Annotated in this window: 14 protein-coding genes and 2 pseudogenes; 13 read left to right on the forward strand and 3 right to left on the reverse strand. The window is 68.5% G+C overall.

The features are described 5' to 3' along the window. The first annotated feature begins 24 nt into the window (after window positions 1-24). From aroC to aroB, 3 genes and pseudogenes are all read left to right on the forward strand, one after another. Window positions 25-1,251, forward strand: a complete 1,227-nt coding sequence (gene aroC / locus A5784_RS33330) for a chorismate synthase (protein ID WP_064949136.1) — start codon at window positions 25-27, stop codon at window positions 1,249-1,251. Then, window positions 1,251-1,775: pseudogene (locus A5784_RS33335) on the forward strand (shikimate kinase); the annotation flags it as partial. The gene aroC and the pseudogene A5784_RS33335, both read left to right, overlap by 1 nt. Before the next feature lie 157 nt (window positions 1,776-1,932). Beyond that, window positions 1,933-3,021: a 3-dehydroquinate synthase gene (gene aroB / locus A5784_RS33340; RefSeq protein WP_064949138.1), complete on the forward strand. Its 1,089-nt coding sequence runs from the start codon at window positions 1,933-1,935 to the stop codon at window positions 3,019-3,021. 27 nt (window positions 3,022-3,048) lie between these two features. Here aroB and A5784_RS33345 read toward each other — a convergent pair whose 3' ends face one another. Next, window positions 3,049-3,606 (reverse strand): B-4DMT family transporter, encoded by a 558-nt coding sequence (locus tag A5784_RS33345; protein WP_064949139.1) that lies wholly within the window; start codon window positions 3,604-3,606, stop codon window positions 3,049-3,051. A 33-nt stretch (window positions 3,607-3,639) separates the two neighbouring features. Between A5784_RS33345 and A5784_RS33350 the strand changes: the two genes are divergently transcribed. The 3 genes from A5784_RS33350 to nusB are packed head-to-tail and all read left to right on the forward strand — an operon-like array spanning window position 3,640 to window position 5,848. Further along, complete coding sequence (locus tag A5784_RS33350) at window positions 3,640-4,725, forward strand: M24 family metallopeptidase (RefSeq protein ID WP_064949140.1); 1,086 nt, start codon at window positions 3,640-3,642, stop codon at window positions 4,723-4,725. Between the two features lie 26 nt (window positions 4,726-4,751). Next, complete coding sequence (efp, locus tag A5784_RS33355; protein WP_064949141.1) at window positions 4,752-5,315, forward strand: elongation factor P; 564 nt, start codon at window positions 4,752-4,754, stop codon at window positions 5,313-5,315. A 53-nt stretch (window positions 5,316-5,368) separates the two neighbouring features. Beyond that, a complete protein-coding gene (gene nusB, locus A5784_RS33360; protein WP_064949142.1) occupies window positions 5,369-5,848 on the forward strand; it encodes a transcription antitermination factor NusB in 480 nt (159 codons plus the stop codon). Between the two features lie 210 nt (window positions 5,849-6,058). Here the strand turns inward: nusB and A5784_RS33365 are convergent, their stop codons facing one another. Beyond that, window positions 6,059-6,304, reverse strand: a complete 246-nt coding sequence (locus A5784_RS33365) for a hypothetical protein (protein ID WP_197514971.1) — start codon at window positions 6,302-6,304, stop codon at window positions 6,059-6,061. Window positions 6,305-6,586: 282 nt separating this feature from the next. Here A5784_RS33365 and A5784_RS33370 point away from each other — a divergent pair, with 282 nt between their 5' ends. The 6 genes and pseudogenes from A5784_RS33370 to A5784_RS33395 all read left to right on the forward strand — a co-directional run bounded on the left by A5784_RS33370 (window position 6,587) and on the right by A5784_RS33395 (window position 13,317). Next, a complete protein-coding gene (locus A5784_RS33370) occupies window positions 6,587-7,342 on the forward strand; it encodes a GntR family transcriptional regulator (protein ID WP_064949179.1) in 756 nt (251 codons plus the stop codon). Further along, window positions 7,339-7,566 carry a 4Fe-4S dicluster domain-containing protein gene (locus tag A5784_RS33375; protein WP_029372888.1) on the forward strand — a complete coding sequence of 76 codons (228 nt, stop codon included), beginning with the start codon at window positions 7,339-7,341 and terminating at the stop codon, window positions 7,564-7,566. The genes A5784_RS33370 and A5784_RS33375 overlap by 4 nt, the downstream gene beginning before the upstream one ends. Window positions 7,567-7,576: 10 nt before the next feature. After that, a pseudogene (locus A5784_RS33380) lies at window positions 7,577-8,994 on the forward strand (ABC transporter substrate-binding protein). After that, the gene (locus A5784_RS33385; RefSeq protein WP_064949144.1) at window positions 8,991-9,854 is read left to right on the forward strand and encodes an ABC transporter permease; all 864 of its coding nucleotides are present in this window, start codon (window positions 8,991-8,993) and stop codon (window positions 9,852-9,854) included. Before A5784_RS33380 ends, A5784_RS33385 begins: the two are co-directional and overlap by 4 nt. A 23-nt stretch (window positions 9,855-9,877) precedes the next feature. After that, the gene (locus A5784_RS33390) at window positions 9,878-10,621 is read left to right on the forward strand and encodes an ABC transporter ATP-binding protein (RefSeq protein WP_064949145.1); all 744 of its coding nucleotides are present in this window, start codon (window positions 9,878-9,880) and stop codon (window positions 10,619-10,621) included. Further along, the gene (locus A5784_RS33395) at window positions 10,618-13,317 is read left to right on the forward strand and encodes a fumarate reductase/succinate dehydrogenase flavoprotein subunit (protein ID WP_064949146.1); all 2,700 of its coding nucleotides are present in this window, start codon (window positions 10,618-10,620) and stop codon (window positions 13,315-13,317) included. Before A5784_RS33390 ends, A5784_RS33395 begins: the two co-directional genes overlap by 4 nt. 75 nt (window positions 13,318-13,392) lie before the next feature. Here A5784_RS33395 and A5784_RS33400 read toward each other — a convergent pair whose 3' ends face one another. Then, window positions 13,393-14,607 (reverse strand): serine hydrolase domain-containing protein, encoded by a 1,215-nt coding sequence (locus tag A5784_RS33400; RefSeq protein ID WP_064949147.1) that lies wholly within the window; start codon window positions 14,605-14,607, stop codon window positions 13,393-13,395. A gap of 110 nt (window positions 14,608-14,717) precedes the next feature. On the opposite strand from A5784_RS33400, the gene A5784_RS33405 reads away from it, so the two are divergent. After that, entirely contained in the window at window positions 14,718-16,061 is a 1,344-nt protein-coding gene (locus tag A5784_RS33405; protein ID WP_064949148.1) for an MFS transporter, read from the forward strand. Window positions 16,062-16,084: the final 23 nt, after the last annotated feature.

Genomic DNA, 16,084 nt, shown 5'->3' on the forward strand with positions numbered 1-16,084 from the left:
ACCCGACGTGGGAGAATGACAAGCGTGTTGCGTTGGACCACAGCTGGTGAATCGCATGGCCGCGCCCTGGTGGCCATGGTCGAGGGCATGGTGGCCGGTGTGCCGGTCACCTCCGAGGACATCGGGGCGCAGCTCAAGCGCCGTCGTCTCGGCTACGGCCGGGGCGCCCGGATGAAGTTCGAGCAGGACCAGGTCACCATGCTGGCCGGGGTCCGGCACGGGTTGACCTTGGGCGGCCCGATCGCCGTCGAGATCGGTAACACCGAGTGGCCCAAGTGGGAGACCGTGATGGCCCCCGACCCGGTCGACGAAGCCCAGCTCGACGTCGCGCGCAACGCACCGCTGACCCGCCCGCGGCCGGGCCATGCCGATTACGCAGGCATGCTCAAGTACGGCTTCGACGATGCCCGCCCGGTGCTCGAACGCGCCAGTGCCCGCGAAACCGCCGCCCGGGTGGCCGCAGGCACCATCGCCCGCGCGTTCCTGCGGGAAGCGCTCGGCGTCGAGGTCATCTCGCACGTCATCTCCATCGGCGCATCGGCGCCGTACGCAGGCCCGCCGCCGCAGCCCCAGGACCTCGACGCCATCGACGACAGCCCGGTCCGGGCGTTCGACAAGGACGCCGAGGCGGCCATGATCGCCGAGATCGAGGCCGCCAAGAAGGACGGTGACACCCTCGGCGGGATCGTCGAGGTGGTCGTCACCGGCTTGCCGATCGGCCTCGGCTCGTTCACCAGCGGGGAGAACCGGCTCGACAGCCAACTGGCCGGCGCGGTGATGGGCATCCAGGCGATCAAGGGCGTCGAGATCGGCGACGGCTTCGAGACGGCGCGCCGCCGCGGCAGCGTCGCCCACGACGAGATGTACCCGGGCCCGGACGGGGTGCTGAGGTCGACCAACCGGGCCGGTGGCCTCGAAGGCGGCATGACCAACGGTCAGGCGCTGCGGGTGCGCGCCGCGATGAAACCCATCTCGACGGTCCCGCGGGCCCTGGCCACCGTCGACATGGCCACCGGCGAGGAAGCCGTGGCCATCCACCAGCGCTCCGATGTGTGCGCGGTCCCCGCCGCCGGTGTGGTCGTGGAGACCATGGTGGCGCTGGTGCTGGCCCGCGCCGCCCTGGAGAAGTTCGGCGGGGATTCACTGGCGGAGACCCGCGCCAACATCGACGCCTACCTGCGTGCGGTGAGCACGCGAGGAGCAAGCCCGGACGACGCTGAGCGCGAACCGGCGGCGCAGGCCCTGGGCTGATGGCGCCCCGAGCGGTACTGATCGGCCTACCGGGTTCAGGGAAATCGACCATCGGGCGCCGATTGGCCAAGGCGCTCGGCGTCACCATGCTCGACACCGATGCGGTGATCGAGGAGACCACCGGCCGCACCATCGCCGACATCTTCGCCAACGACGGCGAACAGGAGTTCCGCCGGATTGAGGAAGAAGTGGTCCGCGAGGCCCTGAACACCCATGACGGCGTGCTGTCGCTGGGTGGTGGCGCGATCACCACCGCCGGGGTGCGCGACGCGCTGGCCGGTCACACCGTGATCTATTTGGAGATCAGCGCCTCTGAAGGGATCCGCCGGACCGGCGGCAACAGCAGCCGACCGCTGCTGGCCGGCGGTGATCGGGCCGACAAATACCGCGCCCTGATGTCGCAGCGCGTACCCATCTACCGGCGTGTGTCGACCATGCGGATCAACACCAATCGGCGCAACCCCGGTGCCGTGGTGCGCACCGTCGTCGCACGCCTGGAGAACACTCAGCCGGCCAAGCCGGCACCCGTCAAGCCGCGCCGCCGGCGCCGTCCACGCTGGCGGCGGGGCCCGGCCACCTCGGGCGCCGACAAGGACTCGGCCGGCCCCACCACCGTTCACGCCGACTCGACTGCCATACCCACACCCGCGGCTTTGGCCGCGCGCAACGCGGAGCGACACCATGACTGAGCCTGTGACCGTCGACGTTCTGACCGACCCGCCCTACCCGGTGATCATCGGCACCGGGTTGCTCGGCGAGCTGGCCCGCACCCTGGAGGGGCGGCACAAGGTCGCCATTCTGCACCAGCCGACGCTCACCGAGACTGCTGAAGCCATTCGAAGTCACCTCGCGGACAAGGGAATCGACGCGCACCGCATCGAAATCCCGGACGCCGAAGGCGGCAAGGAACTGCCGGTTGTCGGGTTCATCTGGGAAGTGTTGGGCCGCATCGGAATAGGCCGCAAGGACGCCATCGTCAGCCTTGGCGGGGGAGCTGCCACCGACGTCGCGGGCTTCGCTGCGGCCACGTGGTTGCGCGGTGTGGACATCGTGCACGTGCCCACCACCCTGCTCGGCATGGTCGATGCCGCGGTCGGCGGCAAGACCGGTATCAACACCGACGCCGGCAAGAACCTGGTGGGTTCGTTCCATCAGCCTGCAGCCGTCCTCGTCGATCTGGCGACACTGGAAACGTTGCCCCGCAACGAGATCGTGGCTGGCATGGCCGAGATCGTGAAGGCCGGCTTCATCGCCGATCCGGTGATCCTCGACCTGATCGAGGCCGATCCGGAGGCGGCACTGGATCCGACCGGCAGCGTGCTGCCGGAATTGATCCGGCGCGCCATCGCCGTCAAGGCCGAGGTGGTCGCGGCCGATGAAAAGGAATCGCAGCTGCGCGAGATCCTCAACTACGGCCACACGCTTGCGCATGCCATCGAACGGCGCGAGCGGTACAAGTGGCGCCACGGCGCGGCGGTGTCGGTTGGCCTGGTGTTCGCGGCCGAACTCGGCCGGCTGGCCGGCCGGCTCGACGACAAGACCGCCGAGCGGCACCGCGCGGTGCTGACGGCGCTCGGGCTGCCGGTCAGCTACGACGGCGACGCGCTACCGGAACTGCTGGAGTACATGGCGGGCGACAAGAAGAACCGCTCGGGTGTGCTGCGGTTCGTCGTGCTCGACGGGCTCGGCAAGCCCGGCCGGTTGGAAGGGCCGGATCCGTCACTGCTGGCGGCGGCGTACGCAGAAGTGGCGCGGAACCCCCAGAACTGAGGCTCCGCGCCACTGGCGCACAGGCTTTTACTTGTTGTGCTGGTCGGGGATCTCGACCGGGCCGGTCTTCTCGGTGTCCTCCGCCGGAGCCCCGGCGTTGACCGCGGCGAACACGTCGGTGTCGGCCCGCTCATCCCCGACGTGGTCATGCTTGGTGACCGGCGGCGCCTTGCGGTCGACCAGCCAGCGGCCCAGCGTCACACCGGCGACCGCGGCCAGGAACATCAACAGCGCGGTGAACGCGGCGAACGTGGTGAGCTCGTTGAGCAGGGCTTCGACGTAGATGCTCTTGTAGAACACGCCGATGATCCACGCCACGGCACCGCTGACGACGCCGGCGAACAACCCTGCCAGCAGCCAGGTCATCGCCAGATCGGCGCGACGGTCCGGGTCGGGATTGCGCCGGGCGTCGGCACCGCCGTCGAAATACCCCCAGATGAACACAGCAATCGTGAACACCGCGACCAGCGTGATACTGAACCACATGGCGTTCTGAGGCGACGCGTTGATCAGTACACCCTGCAGCAAGCGCACGATCACCATCGCCGTTGCGAACACCACTCCGCGCAGTAACCACTTACTCATGAGGGCACAGCGTAGCGAGTAGCGTCACAGACCGTGACTATTTCCCAGCGCAGGGAGCGGCTGCGGCGCCGGCTGGAAGCAGCCGATCTACCCGCCATGCTGGTGACAGACCTGGTCAATGTGCATTATCTGTCCGGGTTCACCGGGTCCAATGCGGCTCTGCTGGTGCGCGTCGACGACGAAACGCCGGTGCTGGCCACCGATGGCCGCTACCGCACGCAAGCCGCTGCGCAGTGCCCGGACGCAGAGGTGATCATCGAACGGGCGTGTGCGCCGTGCCTGGCCCGGCGGGCGGCCTCCGACGGCGTGCGCAGACTCGGCTTCGAGAGCCACGTGGTGACCGTCGACGCGTACACCGCGCTGAGCAAGGCCGCCGGCGACGGCATCGAGTTGGTTCGGGCGCCCGGCACGGTCGAAGCCTTGCGGGAGATCAAGGACGCCGGTGAGATCGCCATCCTGCGACTGGCCTGCGAGGCGGCCGACGCGGCACTGACCGATCTGGTGACCCGCGGCGGGCTTCGGCCCGGTCGCACCGAGCGTCAGGTGCGCAACGACCTGGAGTCGCTGATGCTCGAGCACGGCGCCGACGGCCCGTCGTTCGAGACGATCGTCGCGACCGGGGCCAATTCGGCGATACCGCATCACCGGCCGACCGACGCCGTGCTGGCCTCCGGTGACTTCGTCAAGATCGACTTCGGTGCGCTGGTCGCGGGCTACCACTCCGACACCACCCGCACCTTCGTGCTCGGCCAGGCCGCCCAGTGGCAGCGCGACATCTACGAGCTGGTGGCGACCGCCCAGGAGGCCGGTTGTGATGCGCTGGCACCGGGGGTGTCGCTCAGCGCGGTCGACGCGGCTTCGCGGCAGGTGATCGCCGACGCCGGGTACGCCGAGAACTTCGGCCACGGCCTCGGGCATGGCGTCGGATTGCAGATCCACGAAGCGCCCGGAATCAACGCCACGGCCGCCGGTACACTGCTTGCTGGCGCTGCGGTGACCGTTGAGCCAGGTGTCTACCTTCCCGATCGCGGCGGGGTCCGTATCGAGGACACCCTGGTCGTCGGAGAAACGGCACCCGAACTGCTTAGCCGGTTCCCCAAAGAACTGGCCATCCTGTGAACTGAAAGCTAGGAGCTACCCGAACCATGGCATCGACTGCCGACTTCAAGAATGGGCTCGTCCTGCAGATCGACGGCCAGCTGTGGCAGATCGTCGAATTCCAGCACGTCAAGCCGGGTAAGGGCCCGGCCTTCGTGCGGACGAAGCTGAAGAACGTGGTGTCCGGCAAGGTGGTCGACAAGACCTACAACGCCGGCGTGAAGGTGGAGACCGCCACCGTCGACCGTCGCGACGCCACCTATCTGTACCGCGACGGCAACGACTTCGTGTTCATGGACGCCGAGGATTTCGAGCAGCATCCGCTGCCCGAGGCTCTGGTCGACCGTGCCGCCGGCTTCCTGCTCGAGAGCATGCCCGTGCAGATCGCCTTCCACGACGGCGCTCCGCTGTACCTGGAGCTTCCGGTGTCGGTCGAGCTCGTCGTCGCGCACACCGAGCCCGGTCTGCAGGGCGACCGCTCCAGCGCAGGCACCAAGCCCGCCACCATGGAGACCGGCGCCGAGATCCAGGTGCCGCTGTTCATCAACACCGGCGACAAGCTCAAGGTCGACACCCGTGACGGCAGCTACCTCGGCCGGGTGAATGCCTAGCTCGGCGAGCGGAGCGACGGGAATGGCTAGCCGGGGCGAGCGGAGCGCGGGGAATGGCTGACCGTCGTGGTGACCGCGGCCGTCACCAGGCCCGCAAGCGCGCCGTGGACGTGCTGTTCGAGGCGGAGGCCCGGGGGCTGACGCCGGAGGCGGTGGCCGACGGCCGCATCGCGCTGGCCGAGGACGACCCCGAGGTGTCGGCGCTCAACCCCTACACCGTGACCGTCGCGCGCGGCGTGACCGAACACGCGGCTCACATCGACGACTTGATCTCTGCGCACCTGCAGGGGTGGACGCTGGAACGGCTGCCCGCCGTGGACCGTTCGATCCTGCGGGTGGCGGTATGGGAGCTGCTCCACGCCGAGGATGTGCCGGAACCGGTCGCCGTCGACGAGGCCGTGGAGCTGGCCAAGGAGCTCTCCACCGACGAGTCACCCGGGTTCGTCAACGGCGTGCTCGGCCAGGTGATGTTGGTGACTCCGCAGATCCGGGCCGCCGCACAGGCTGTCCGTGGCGGCACCCAGGACGGTTAGGGCGGGGTTCCCGAGTAACCGCACCCCAGCACCGCGAGCGTGCGTGTCTGCCGGCCAACGCGCCGTTGATCGTCGGCATTCCGCGCACGCTCGCGTCGCCGTTGCTCGGGTCTTTCCAGTTCTCGGACAATGGTTTTCGCGAACTGGGACAGTGTCGCCCCGCACCTCGATCGTGAGAACGCCGTCGTAACCGTCTGATCCGGCGTGACGCTATCCCGGAGGCAACACCGGAGGTCGGCACACATTCGCGACCGGATCCCACCACCAGCCGTTGTCACACCCCAGTGGCGTGGTGCCGATCGCGGGCCGGCACGTGTTGGCCACGGGATCCCACCAGCCGTCCGGGCAGTTCGGCACTAGCGGCGCCTGGCAACTGTTGGACACAGGATCCCACCACGAGCCGTTGTCGCAGTCTGCTCGGCTTACGGCCGGCGTGACCGCCGCGGTGAATGCCATCGGAACGAACGCCGCCACGGCGATCACGGCCGCGCGCTGCAGTGTCTTCACGGTGCCCTCCCTGGACCGTTGTTCAGTGCATCTGTTGTCACCATAAGCGGTGCATCCGCGTTTCGATCAGCGCGATTGTAAATTCTCGACTTGCGACAGGTGGCGCAATACCGTCCCCGCACGCGGTTTGACCAGGTGTGGGAGTCGTTGCAGCGGCGCAATCAGTTAACCTGCGTCAGCACCGGATTCGTCGCGCTGCACAGGCCTGATGAGCGCCCTTACCGTGTTTGCGTGTCGCAGCCCGAAGCACATCCCGGCCCGGTGCCCATCCGGCGTCCCCGCGCCGACCAGGCGCGTCAGGTGGCCGACGTGCTGCGCCATCAGATCTACGACGGGGCCTACGCGGGCGGCCTGCCCACCGAGGCGGAACTGGCGGGGGAGTTCTTCGTGTCCCGCAACACGGTGCGCGAAGCGCTCTCCGTGCTCAAGAACGAGGGGTTGATCGACCGCGGCACCAAGGTCGGCACCCATGTGGCGGTCCGCAAGTACGACCACGGCCTCGACGCACTCGTCGGACTCAAAGAGACGTTCAAGGACTACGGCGAGGTCCGCAACGAGGTCCGGGCGGTGCTGAACCTGGCGGCCCCGCCCGCCGTCGCGCGCAAGCTGGCATTGGAACCCGGCGCGCAAGTGGTCTATATCGAACGACTGCGGTACCTCGGCGAACTGCCCGTATCCCTGGATCTGACATACCTGGTCCCCGATATCGGGGAGCAGGTGATCGGCTATCCGCTGGAGACCAACGACGTGTTCTCCCTCATCGAGCAGGTCAGCGGGCAGCGGCTGGGCGGGGCAACCTTTGCGCTGGAAGCGGTTTCGGCCGATCCGCACTCGGCGGCCACCCTGCAGGTGCCTGCCGGGTCGGCGTTGCTCATGGCCGAACGGCTCACCAGCCTGGACGACGGCAGGCCCGTCGACCTCGAATACATCCGGATGCGCGGTGACCGAATCACCATGCGCGGCAACCTTATGAGGAGCGATACATGACGCTGGTCAATCAGCGCGCCGATGTCCCGGTGACGATCGACGAGTCGCTGTGTATCGAGGGCTGCACTTTGTGCGTCGACGTCTGTCCTCTTGACGCACTGGCCATCAACCCCGCCAACGGCAAGGCGTACATGCACGTCGACGAGTGCTGGTACTGCGGGCCGTGCGCCGCCCGCTGTCCCACCGGCGCCGTCCACATCAACATGCCCTACCTGATCCGTTAGAGGGACCCCCGTGAAAACAGCCCTGATCGCCCTTGCCGTCGGCGTCACGCTCGCCTCGGCCGGTTGCTCGCTGGATTCGGCGACGAAGTCGGCCAACACCGTCGACGTCGTCGTCGGCTACCAGTCCAAGACCATCAACACCGTCACGGCCGGAACGCTGCTGCGCGCCCAGGGCTACCTGGAACGACGACTGGCCGACATCACCACCCGCACCGGCACCAAGTACAACGTGACCTGGCAGGATTACGACACCGGCGCACCCATCACCGCGCAGATGGTGGCCGAGAAGATCGACATCGGTTCGATGGGCGACTACCCGATGCTGATCAACGGCTCGAAGACGCAGGCCAACGAACGCGCCAAGACCGAGATCGTCTCCGTCACGGGTACAACCCGAAGGGCGGGCTGAACATGGTTGTGGTGGCGCCGAATTCACCGGCGCAGACGCTGGCCGACCTGGCAGGCAAGAAGGTGTCGGCCAGCGTCGGCTCCGCCGGGCACGGCATGCTGGTGCAGGCGCTCGGCAAGGACGGTATCGATCCCCGGACCGGGGTCGAGGTGCTCAACCAGCAGCCGCAAGTCGGCGCGTCGTCGCTGGAATCCGGTCAGGTCCAAGCTCTTTCGCAGTTCGTCGCATGGCCCGGCCTGCTGGTGCAGCAGGGCAAGGCGCGATTGCTCTACGACGGCGCGGAGTTGAACTACCCGACCCTGCACGGCGTGGTGGTGCGACGCGCGTACGCCACCGAGCATCCGGAGGTGCTCGACGCGTTTCTGCAAGCCCAGCTCGACGCGACCGACTTCGTCAACTCAAAACCGTTGGAGGCGGCCAAGATCGTGGCCGACGGCAGCGGATTGCCGCAGGAGGTGGTCTACCTCTACAACGGGCCGGGCGGCACGTCGTTCGACACCACGCTCAAACCGTCACTCGTGGAAGCGCTCAAAGGCGATGTGCCGTACCTGAAATCGATCGGCACGTTCGCCGACCTCGACGTCGCCGGTTTCGTACAGGATGCACCGCTGCGGGCCGCGTACGCCGCCCGCGGCAAGGACTACGACGCTGCGGTGAAGTCGACGGCGAACCCGTCGCTGTTGCGTGGCACCGACACCCTGTGCCAGACCGCCGTCGACAACCCGGCGACGGCCAGTGAGCTGTGGCTGGACGGTGCAGACAGCACGACGGCGTCGGCCAGCCCGACCTGCCTGCTCAAGGCGATCCGCGACGCCCAGGCGCGCGGCGCGAAGGTCCGCGCCGCGTATGTCCCGGACGCCGAACTGGGCACCCGCTGGTTCGCCGACAAGGCAGTGTGGATCCATGACGGCGCCAACTACCTGCCGTTCGGGACCGCTTCGGGCGCACAGCGTTACGCCCATGCGCACCCAGGCAGCACCGTCGTCGACTACCAACAGGCGTTGGCAGGTGCGGTATGACCACCACCGACGCCGTTCCCGTCTCGGGCGTTTCGGCACCCGCGGGCGCTAGCCCCGCGGCAACCACTCGCCGCACCGCTTCCCCGTGGCCACACCGCCTGGTGCGGGTGGCATCGGTGCTCGCCGCCATCGGGCTATGGCAGGTGCTCACGGCCAACCACGTGCGTGCCGGGCTACGGTTCGACACCCTGCCGACCGTCACCGAGATCGCGGCTGCGTTGGCGCACCGGGTGGCGGCCCACGAGTACTGGCTGGACCTCGGCCAATCGCTGATCCGGATCCTCACCGGGTTCGGGCTGGCCGCGGTCGTCGGGGTGATCACCGGCATCCTGCTGGGCCGCTCGACGCTGTTCGCTGATGTCCTGGGCCCGCTGACCGAACTGGCCCGGCCGATTCCGGCCATCGCGATGGTCCCGGTGGCCATCCTGCTGTTCCCCAGCGACGAGGCCGGAATCGTGTTCATCACGTTTCTGGCGGCGTACTTCCCGATCATGGTCAGCGTGCGGCACGCGGTGCGTGCACTGCCGACGATCTGGGAGGACTCGGTGCGCACCCTCGGAGGTGGGCGCCTCGACGTGCTGCGTCTCGTCGTGCTGCCGGGCATCCTGCCCGGCCTGTTCGGCGGGCTCTCGGTGGGCATGGGTGTCGCGTGGATCTGCGTGATCTCGGCTGAAATGATCTCGGGCCGGCTCGGTGTCGGCTACCGCACGTGGCAGGCGTACACCGTGCTGAACTATCCCGACGTGTTCGTCGGCATCATCACCATCGGCGTGCTGGGTTTCGGTACCGCAGCCGCGGTGGAGCTGATCGGTCGCCGCGCCACCCGCTGGCTGCCCCGCGCTGAGGAGGCAAACCGGTGAGTGCTCCAGCGGTGACTGCCGGTATGCGCCTGGAGCTCGACGCGATCACGTTGTCCTACACCGGAACCCCGGTGATCGACGGGCTGAGCCTGACCGTGCGGCCCGGCGAGATCCTGGTGCTCACCGGGCCGTCGGGCTGCGGCAAGTCGACGCTGCTGCGCGCGTTGACCGGGCTGCTGCGTCCCGACGCGGGCCGGGTGCTGGCCGACGACGTGCCGGTCACCACCACCTCGCGGGATCGCGGCATGGTGTTTCAGGACAGCGCCCTGCTGCCGTGGCGCACCGTGCGGTCCAACATCGAACTCGCGCTGCAACTCCGCGGCGAGCCGCGCAATGGCCGCCGCGGTGAGCCCAAGGCCGGGCGGCGCGCCCGCGCCGAGCGGTGGATCGACGAGGTGGGGCTGGGCGGGTTCGCCGACTTCCTGCCCAAGAGCCTGTCCGGCGGCATGCGCCAACGGGTCCAGCTGGCACGCGGCCTGGCCGGCGCGCCTCGCGCGGTGATGATGGACGAACCGTTCGCCGCGCTGGACACCCAGACCCGGGCCGCCATGCAGCGGTTGCTGATCGACACCTGGCGGGCCCACCCGACCACGATCGTCTTCGTCACCCACGACGTCGACGAGGCCTTGACGCTGGGGGACCGGGTCGCCGTGCTCGGCCGCGCCGGCCAACCGCTGCGCGCGTTGCTCGAGGTGCCAGAACCCCGCACCGACACTCAACGATCGGCGTTGCGCGCCGAGATCATCGCCGCACTGGAGCAATCATGAGCGAACCGACCGTCATCCCCGACATCGCCGACGCGTTGCGCCTCGAGTGCGACGTGCTGGTGATCGGTGGCGGAACCGCCGGAACGATGGCGGCGCTCACGGCGGCCGAGAACGGCGCGCAGGTGCTCCTGCTGGAAAAGGCGCACGTGCGGCACTCCGGCGCGCTGGCGATGGGCATGGACGGGGTGAACAACGCCGTCATCCCCGGCAAGGCCGTCCCTGAGGACTACGTCGCCGAGATCACCCGGGCCAACGACGGAATCGTCAACCAGCGCACGGTGTATCAAACCGCCACACGCGGTTTCGCCATGGTGCAACGGCTCGAGCGCTACGGGGTCAAGTTCGAGAAGGACGAGCACGGCGAGTACGCGGTGCGCCGGGTGCACCGCTCGGGTTCCTACGTGCTGCCGATGCCCGAGGGCAAGGACGTCAAGAAGGCGCTGTACCGCGTCCTGCGGCAACGGTCGATGCGCGAGAAGATCCGCATCGAGAACCGGTTCATGCCGGTGCGGGTGCTGACCGATCCGGACACCGGCCGCGCCATCGGCGCTGCCGCGTTCAACACGCGCACAGGTGAATTCGTCACCGTCGCGGCCAAGGCCGTGATCCTGGCGACCGGGGCCTGCGGGCGGCTGGGGCTGCCCGCGTCGGGCTACCTGTACGGCACCTACGAGAACCCCACGAATGCCGGCGACGGCTACGCGATGGCCTACCACGCCGGGGCCGAGCTCTCCGGTATCGAGTGTTTCCAGGTCAATCCGCTGATCAAGGACTACAACGGGCCGGCCTGCGCATATGTGGCCAACCCGTTCGGCGGCTACCAGGTCAACGCGTTCGGCGAGCGCTTCGTCGACTCCGACTACTGGTCGGGCCAGATGATGGCCGAGGTGAAGCAGGAGATCGAATCGGCACGCGGCCCGATCTATCTCAAGCTCAGTCATCTGCCCGACGAGACGCTGACGGCCATCGAGAACATCCTGCACACCACCGAACGCCCGACTCGCGGCACCTTCCACGCCAACCGCGGGCACGACTACCGCAGCCACGACATCGAGATGCACATCTCCGAGATCGGTTTGTGCAGTGGTCATTCCGCGTCGGGGGTGTGGGTCGACGAGCATGCCCGCACCACGGTGCCCGGGCTGTACGCGGCGGGCGACCTGGCCTGCGTACCGCACAACTACATGATCGGGGCCTTCGTCTACGGTGACCTGGCCGGCGAGCACGCGGCCTCGACCCGCGCTGATATCGAACTGCCGCAACAGCTTCCGCAAGACCAGCTGGCCGAGGCGCACGAGCTCATCTACCGGCCGCTGCGCCAACCTGACGGCCCGCCCCAGCCGCAGGTCGAATACAAGCTGCGGCGGTTCGTCAACGACTATGTGGCACCGCCCAAGACCGCGACCAAGCTGTCGATCGCGGTGCAGACCTTCGAGCGGATGTCGGGTGAGGTGGCAGGCATCGGCGCCCGCACCCCGCACGAACTGATGCGTGCCGCCGAGGTGTCGTTCATCCGCGATTGCGCGGAGATGGCGGCCCGTTCGTCGCTGACCCGCACCGAATCGCGGTGGGGGCTCTACCACGAGCGTGCTGACCTGCCCGAGCGTGACGACCAGGGATGGCGTTACCACCTGAACCTGTACAAGGACGCCGACGGCGCGATGCGGTTCATCAAGCGGCCGGTGGCACCGTATTTCGTCCCGGTGCCCGGGCTGGAGCATCTGCCGTCCGATCATCCCGTCACCCCGGTCGAACAGCCCGAACTGCACGGTGGACGAGCGCCCGCCGAACCGCGCTCACGGGTGCGCACCGACGCTCCGGTGCAGCCGCCCTCACCGCGAATCGCTGCGGTGCTGGCGTTGCAGGAACCGTCGCTGACCGAGCTGAAAGACTATCTGGCCGACGAGGATTCGGGCGTCCGACGCACCGCGGTCGCGACGTTGATCGAGCAGTTGCCCGACGGCTACCAGGCGGCACTGGTCGACGCGCTGGCCGATCAGGACGCCGCGGTGCGGCAGGAAACCGCCGACGGTGTCAGGGAACTCGTCGAGGTGCTGCCCCGGCCCGAAGAGTTCGCCGACCGGCTGCAGTCCCCGGATCCGGTGGTGCGCGCGGTCACCGTGTACCTGCTCAGTGCGCGGCGCGTCGGTACCGCGGGCGCCTACCGAGCGGCGCTCGCCGATTCCGACCACCGGGTGCGCATCGAGGCGGTGCGGGCGCTGGTGTCCGTCGACGACGATGCGGGGGTGGCCGAGGCGACTCGCGACACCAACCGGGAAGTGCGGATCGCCGCCGCCAACGGGTTGGCGACGCTGCGGTCTGGCGCGGCCGCGGTGCGCGAATTGCTCGCCGACCCGGATCCGTTGGTGCGCGCGGCCGCGCTGGCGTCGCTGGGCGCGGTCGGCTGCGACGATGTCGATGTGCCCAATGTGCAACGTGCACTGGGGGAGTCGGCCTGGCAGATCCGTCAGGGCGCGGCGCGCGCCCTGGCCGGTGCCGCGCCCGCCGTCGCAGTGCCCTCGCTGTCGCAGGCGCTGACCGACCAGCACCTTGACGTCCGCAAGGCCGCCGTGCTGAGCCTGAGCCGGTGGGTGAGTACCGAGGACGCAGCGCGCGAGGCGCTCACCGGTGCCCTCGACGACGGTGACGCCGACGTCCGGGCATATGCCCGGCACGCCCTCTCGCGCGCAGGCTGACCGGCTCACGGGCGTTGACTCTGCGCTGCGGGCGATGGCTACTCGAACTTTGTCGCCCTCAGCGCAGGATCAGCGTCACCGTTCGAGGGCCTGGTAGGTGCGTCGGACGAACCGGGGTTGCGCGGACTGCAGCCGGGCCAGTGACGTGTTGCCCGCGACCGCGGCCGCGTCGACCGACATCTCCGGATGATTCTGGATCAGGTACAGCAGGATCAGATCGGCCGACGGATCCGCCTGCCACCACGTGCCGTACGCGCCCGGCCAGCTGAACGTCCCCAGCCCGCCGGGCCCGTACAGCTGCCGGGACTTCGCCGGATCGGTCACCACCGACAGGTTCAGCCCGAATCCGCGGCCCACCCAGAACGGGTATCCCAGAAAGGGGTACTGCTTCTGCTCGGCGGTGAGCCGGTCGGTGCGCATCTCCGCGACCGACTGCTCGGAGAGCACCCGTACCCCGTCGACGGTCCCGCCGGCCAGCAGCATCCGGGCGAAGGTCAGATAGTCGTCGACGGTGGAGAACAGGCCCGAGCCGCCGGTGCAGAACGGCGGATCCATGATCGGCGGCGGCCCCATCACGTCATCGCGCAGCAACGTGCCCTCGGCGGCCGTGCTGTCGAGCTGATACATCGTGGCAGCCCGGCGCCGCCCGGCGGGGGTCACCGAGAACGCGGTGTCGGTCATGCCCAGCGGCCCGAAGATGCGCTCGGCCAGCACCTGCGCCAGCGGCTTGCCCTCGATCCGCGACAGGGCGATGCCCAGCACGTCGGTCCCATGGCTGTAGGTGAGCCGAGCACCGGGCTGATGGGCGAGCGGCAACTCGGCCAACGCGGCCAGCCACCGGTCCTGGTCCTGACGCATCGGCAGCTTGCCGTACTCGCGGCTGAGCGGGCCGAGCACCGAGAACACATAGGCCAGGCCGCTGCGGTGGGTCATCAGGTCGTCGAACGTGATGGGTCTGCGAGCCGGTTCGGTCCGGTCCAGCGGCCCGCGCGGTTCGGTCAGCACCCGCATGTCGGCCAGTTCGGGCAGCCAACCGGTGACGGGCTCGTCGAGGCGCAGCTTGCCCTCTTCCACCAGAGCCATCGCGGCGGCGATGGTCACGGGCTTGGACATCGAAGCGATCCGGAAAATGGTGTCGCGCTGCATCGGGAGCCGGGCGTCGACGTCGCGGTAGCCCAGCTCGTTGACCTGCAGGACTTCGCCCGCCTGCCATACCAGCGTGACCGCACCCGCGAGCAGCCCGGCGTCGATGGCCTCCCGGATGGATGCTTGATTGCCGTCGAGGTTCACCCCGCCACGTTAGCCGCCACTCGGGCGGCAGGGCGCCAGGCATTCGCGACAAGAACCCGGCGGGACTGCGCGATACTTCCTTGCGGACACCATGGCGTAAGAAGAGGCAGATGACCCAGCAGGACCAGATCGGCGGCGAACCGAACTCCGTCGCCAGCCCCACACCGAGCCCGATGAACAAGGTGGCCTTCGCCAGCTTCATCGGCACGGCCATCGAGTTCTACGACTTCTACATCTACGGCACTGCCGCCGCACTGATCTTTCCGCACGTGTTCTTCCCGAACATGGGGTCCACGATGGCGACCATCTCGTCACTGGGCACCTTCGCGGTGGCCTTCCTGTCCCGCCCGGTCGGGGCCGCGGTGTTCGGGCATTTCGGAGATCGCCTGGGCCGCAAGAAGACTCTCGTCGCCACGCTGTTGATCATGGGCTTGTCGACGGTGTGCGTCGGGCTGGTGCCCAGCGCAGCAAGCATCGGCATCGCCGCGCCGATCATCCTGCTGACGTTGCGGCTGCTGCAGGGGTTCGCCGTCGGCGGGGAGTGGGCGGGCTCGGCGCTGCTGAGCGCCGAATACGCGCCCGCGGGCAAGCGGGGCACCTACGGGATGTTCACGCAGCTCGGCGCGGGCGCCGGCCTGGCCGTGAGCAACCTGGTGGTCTTCATCGTCAGCGTGACGGTCGGGGAGAAGAGCGCGGTGTTCCTCGACTGGGGCTGGCGATTGCCCTTCCTGTTCAGTGCGGTACTGCTCATCGTGGCGCTCTACGTGCGGCTGAGCATCGACGAGACACCGGTCTTCGCCCGCGAGCAGGTCGCCGGCGGCGTGCCGAAAGCCCCGTTCACCGAGCTGTTCCGCACGCAGAGCAGACAGGTGGCACTCGCCGCGGGCTGCATGGTCGGCATCTTCACCATGAGCTTCCTCGGCGGCACCTATCTGATGAGTTACGCCAGCACCCGCATCGGGCACCCACGCAGTCTCATCCTCGGCGTCGGTGTGCTCGCCGGCGTGGCGCTGATGGCCTTCTCGGCGCTCTCGGCGGTGCTGTGCGACCGGTACGGTCGCCGCCGCATCATCCTCACGGGATTCGCGCTCGCCCTGCCGTGGGCGTTCGTCGTGATGCCGCTGATCGATTCCCACTCCCCGGTGGGCTTCGCGGTCGCCATCGCGGGCATCTTCTGCATCTTCGGGTTGTCCTACGGGCCCATCGGGTCCTTCCTGCCTGAGATCTTCGCCACTCGCTACCGCTACACCGGCGCCGGGATGGCGTTCAATCTCGCGGGCATCGTCGGTGGCGCCATCCCACCGCTGGTGGCGGGCGCGCTGGTGGCCAGCCTCGGCAGCTGGGCGGTGGGCCTGATGATCGCCTTCTTCGTCGTGGTCAGCATCGTCTGCACGGCCCTGCTGCCCGAGACGAAGGGGGCCGCGCTGGAAAAGGACAGTGCTGCTGCCGGATAGCGGCCCCGCCGCTGTCGCCTGCT

Origin of the sequence: Mycobacterium sp. 852013-50091_SCH5140682, from assembly GCF_001665685.1 — a bacterium.
In the GTDB taxonomy this organism is placed as follows: Bacteria; Actinomycetota; Actinomycetes; order Mycobacteriales; family Mycobacteriaceae; genus Mycobacterium.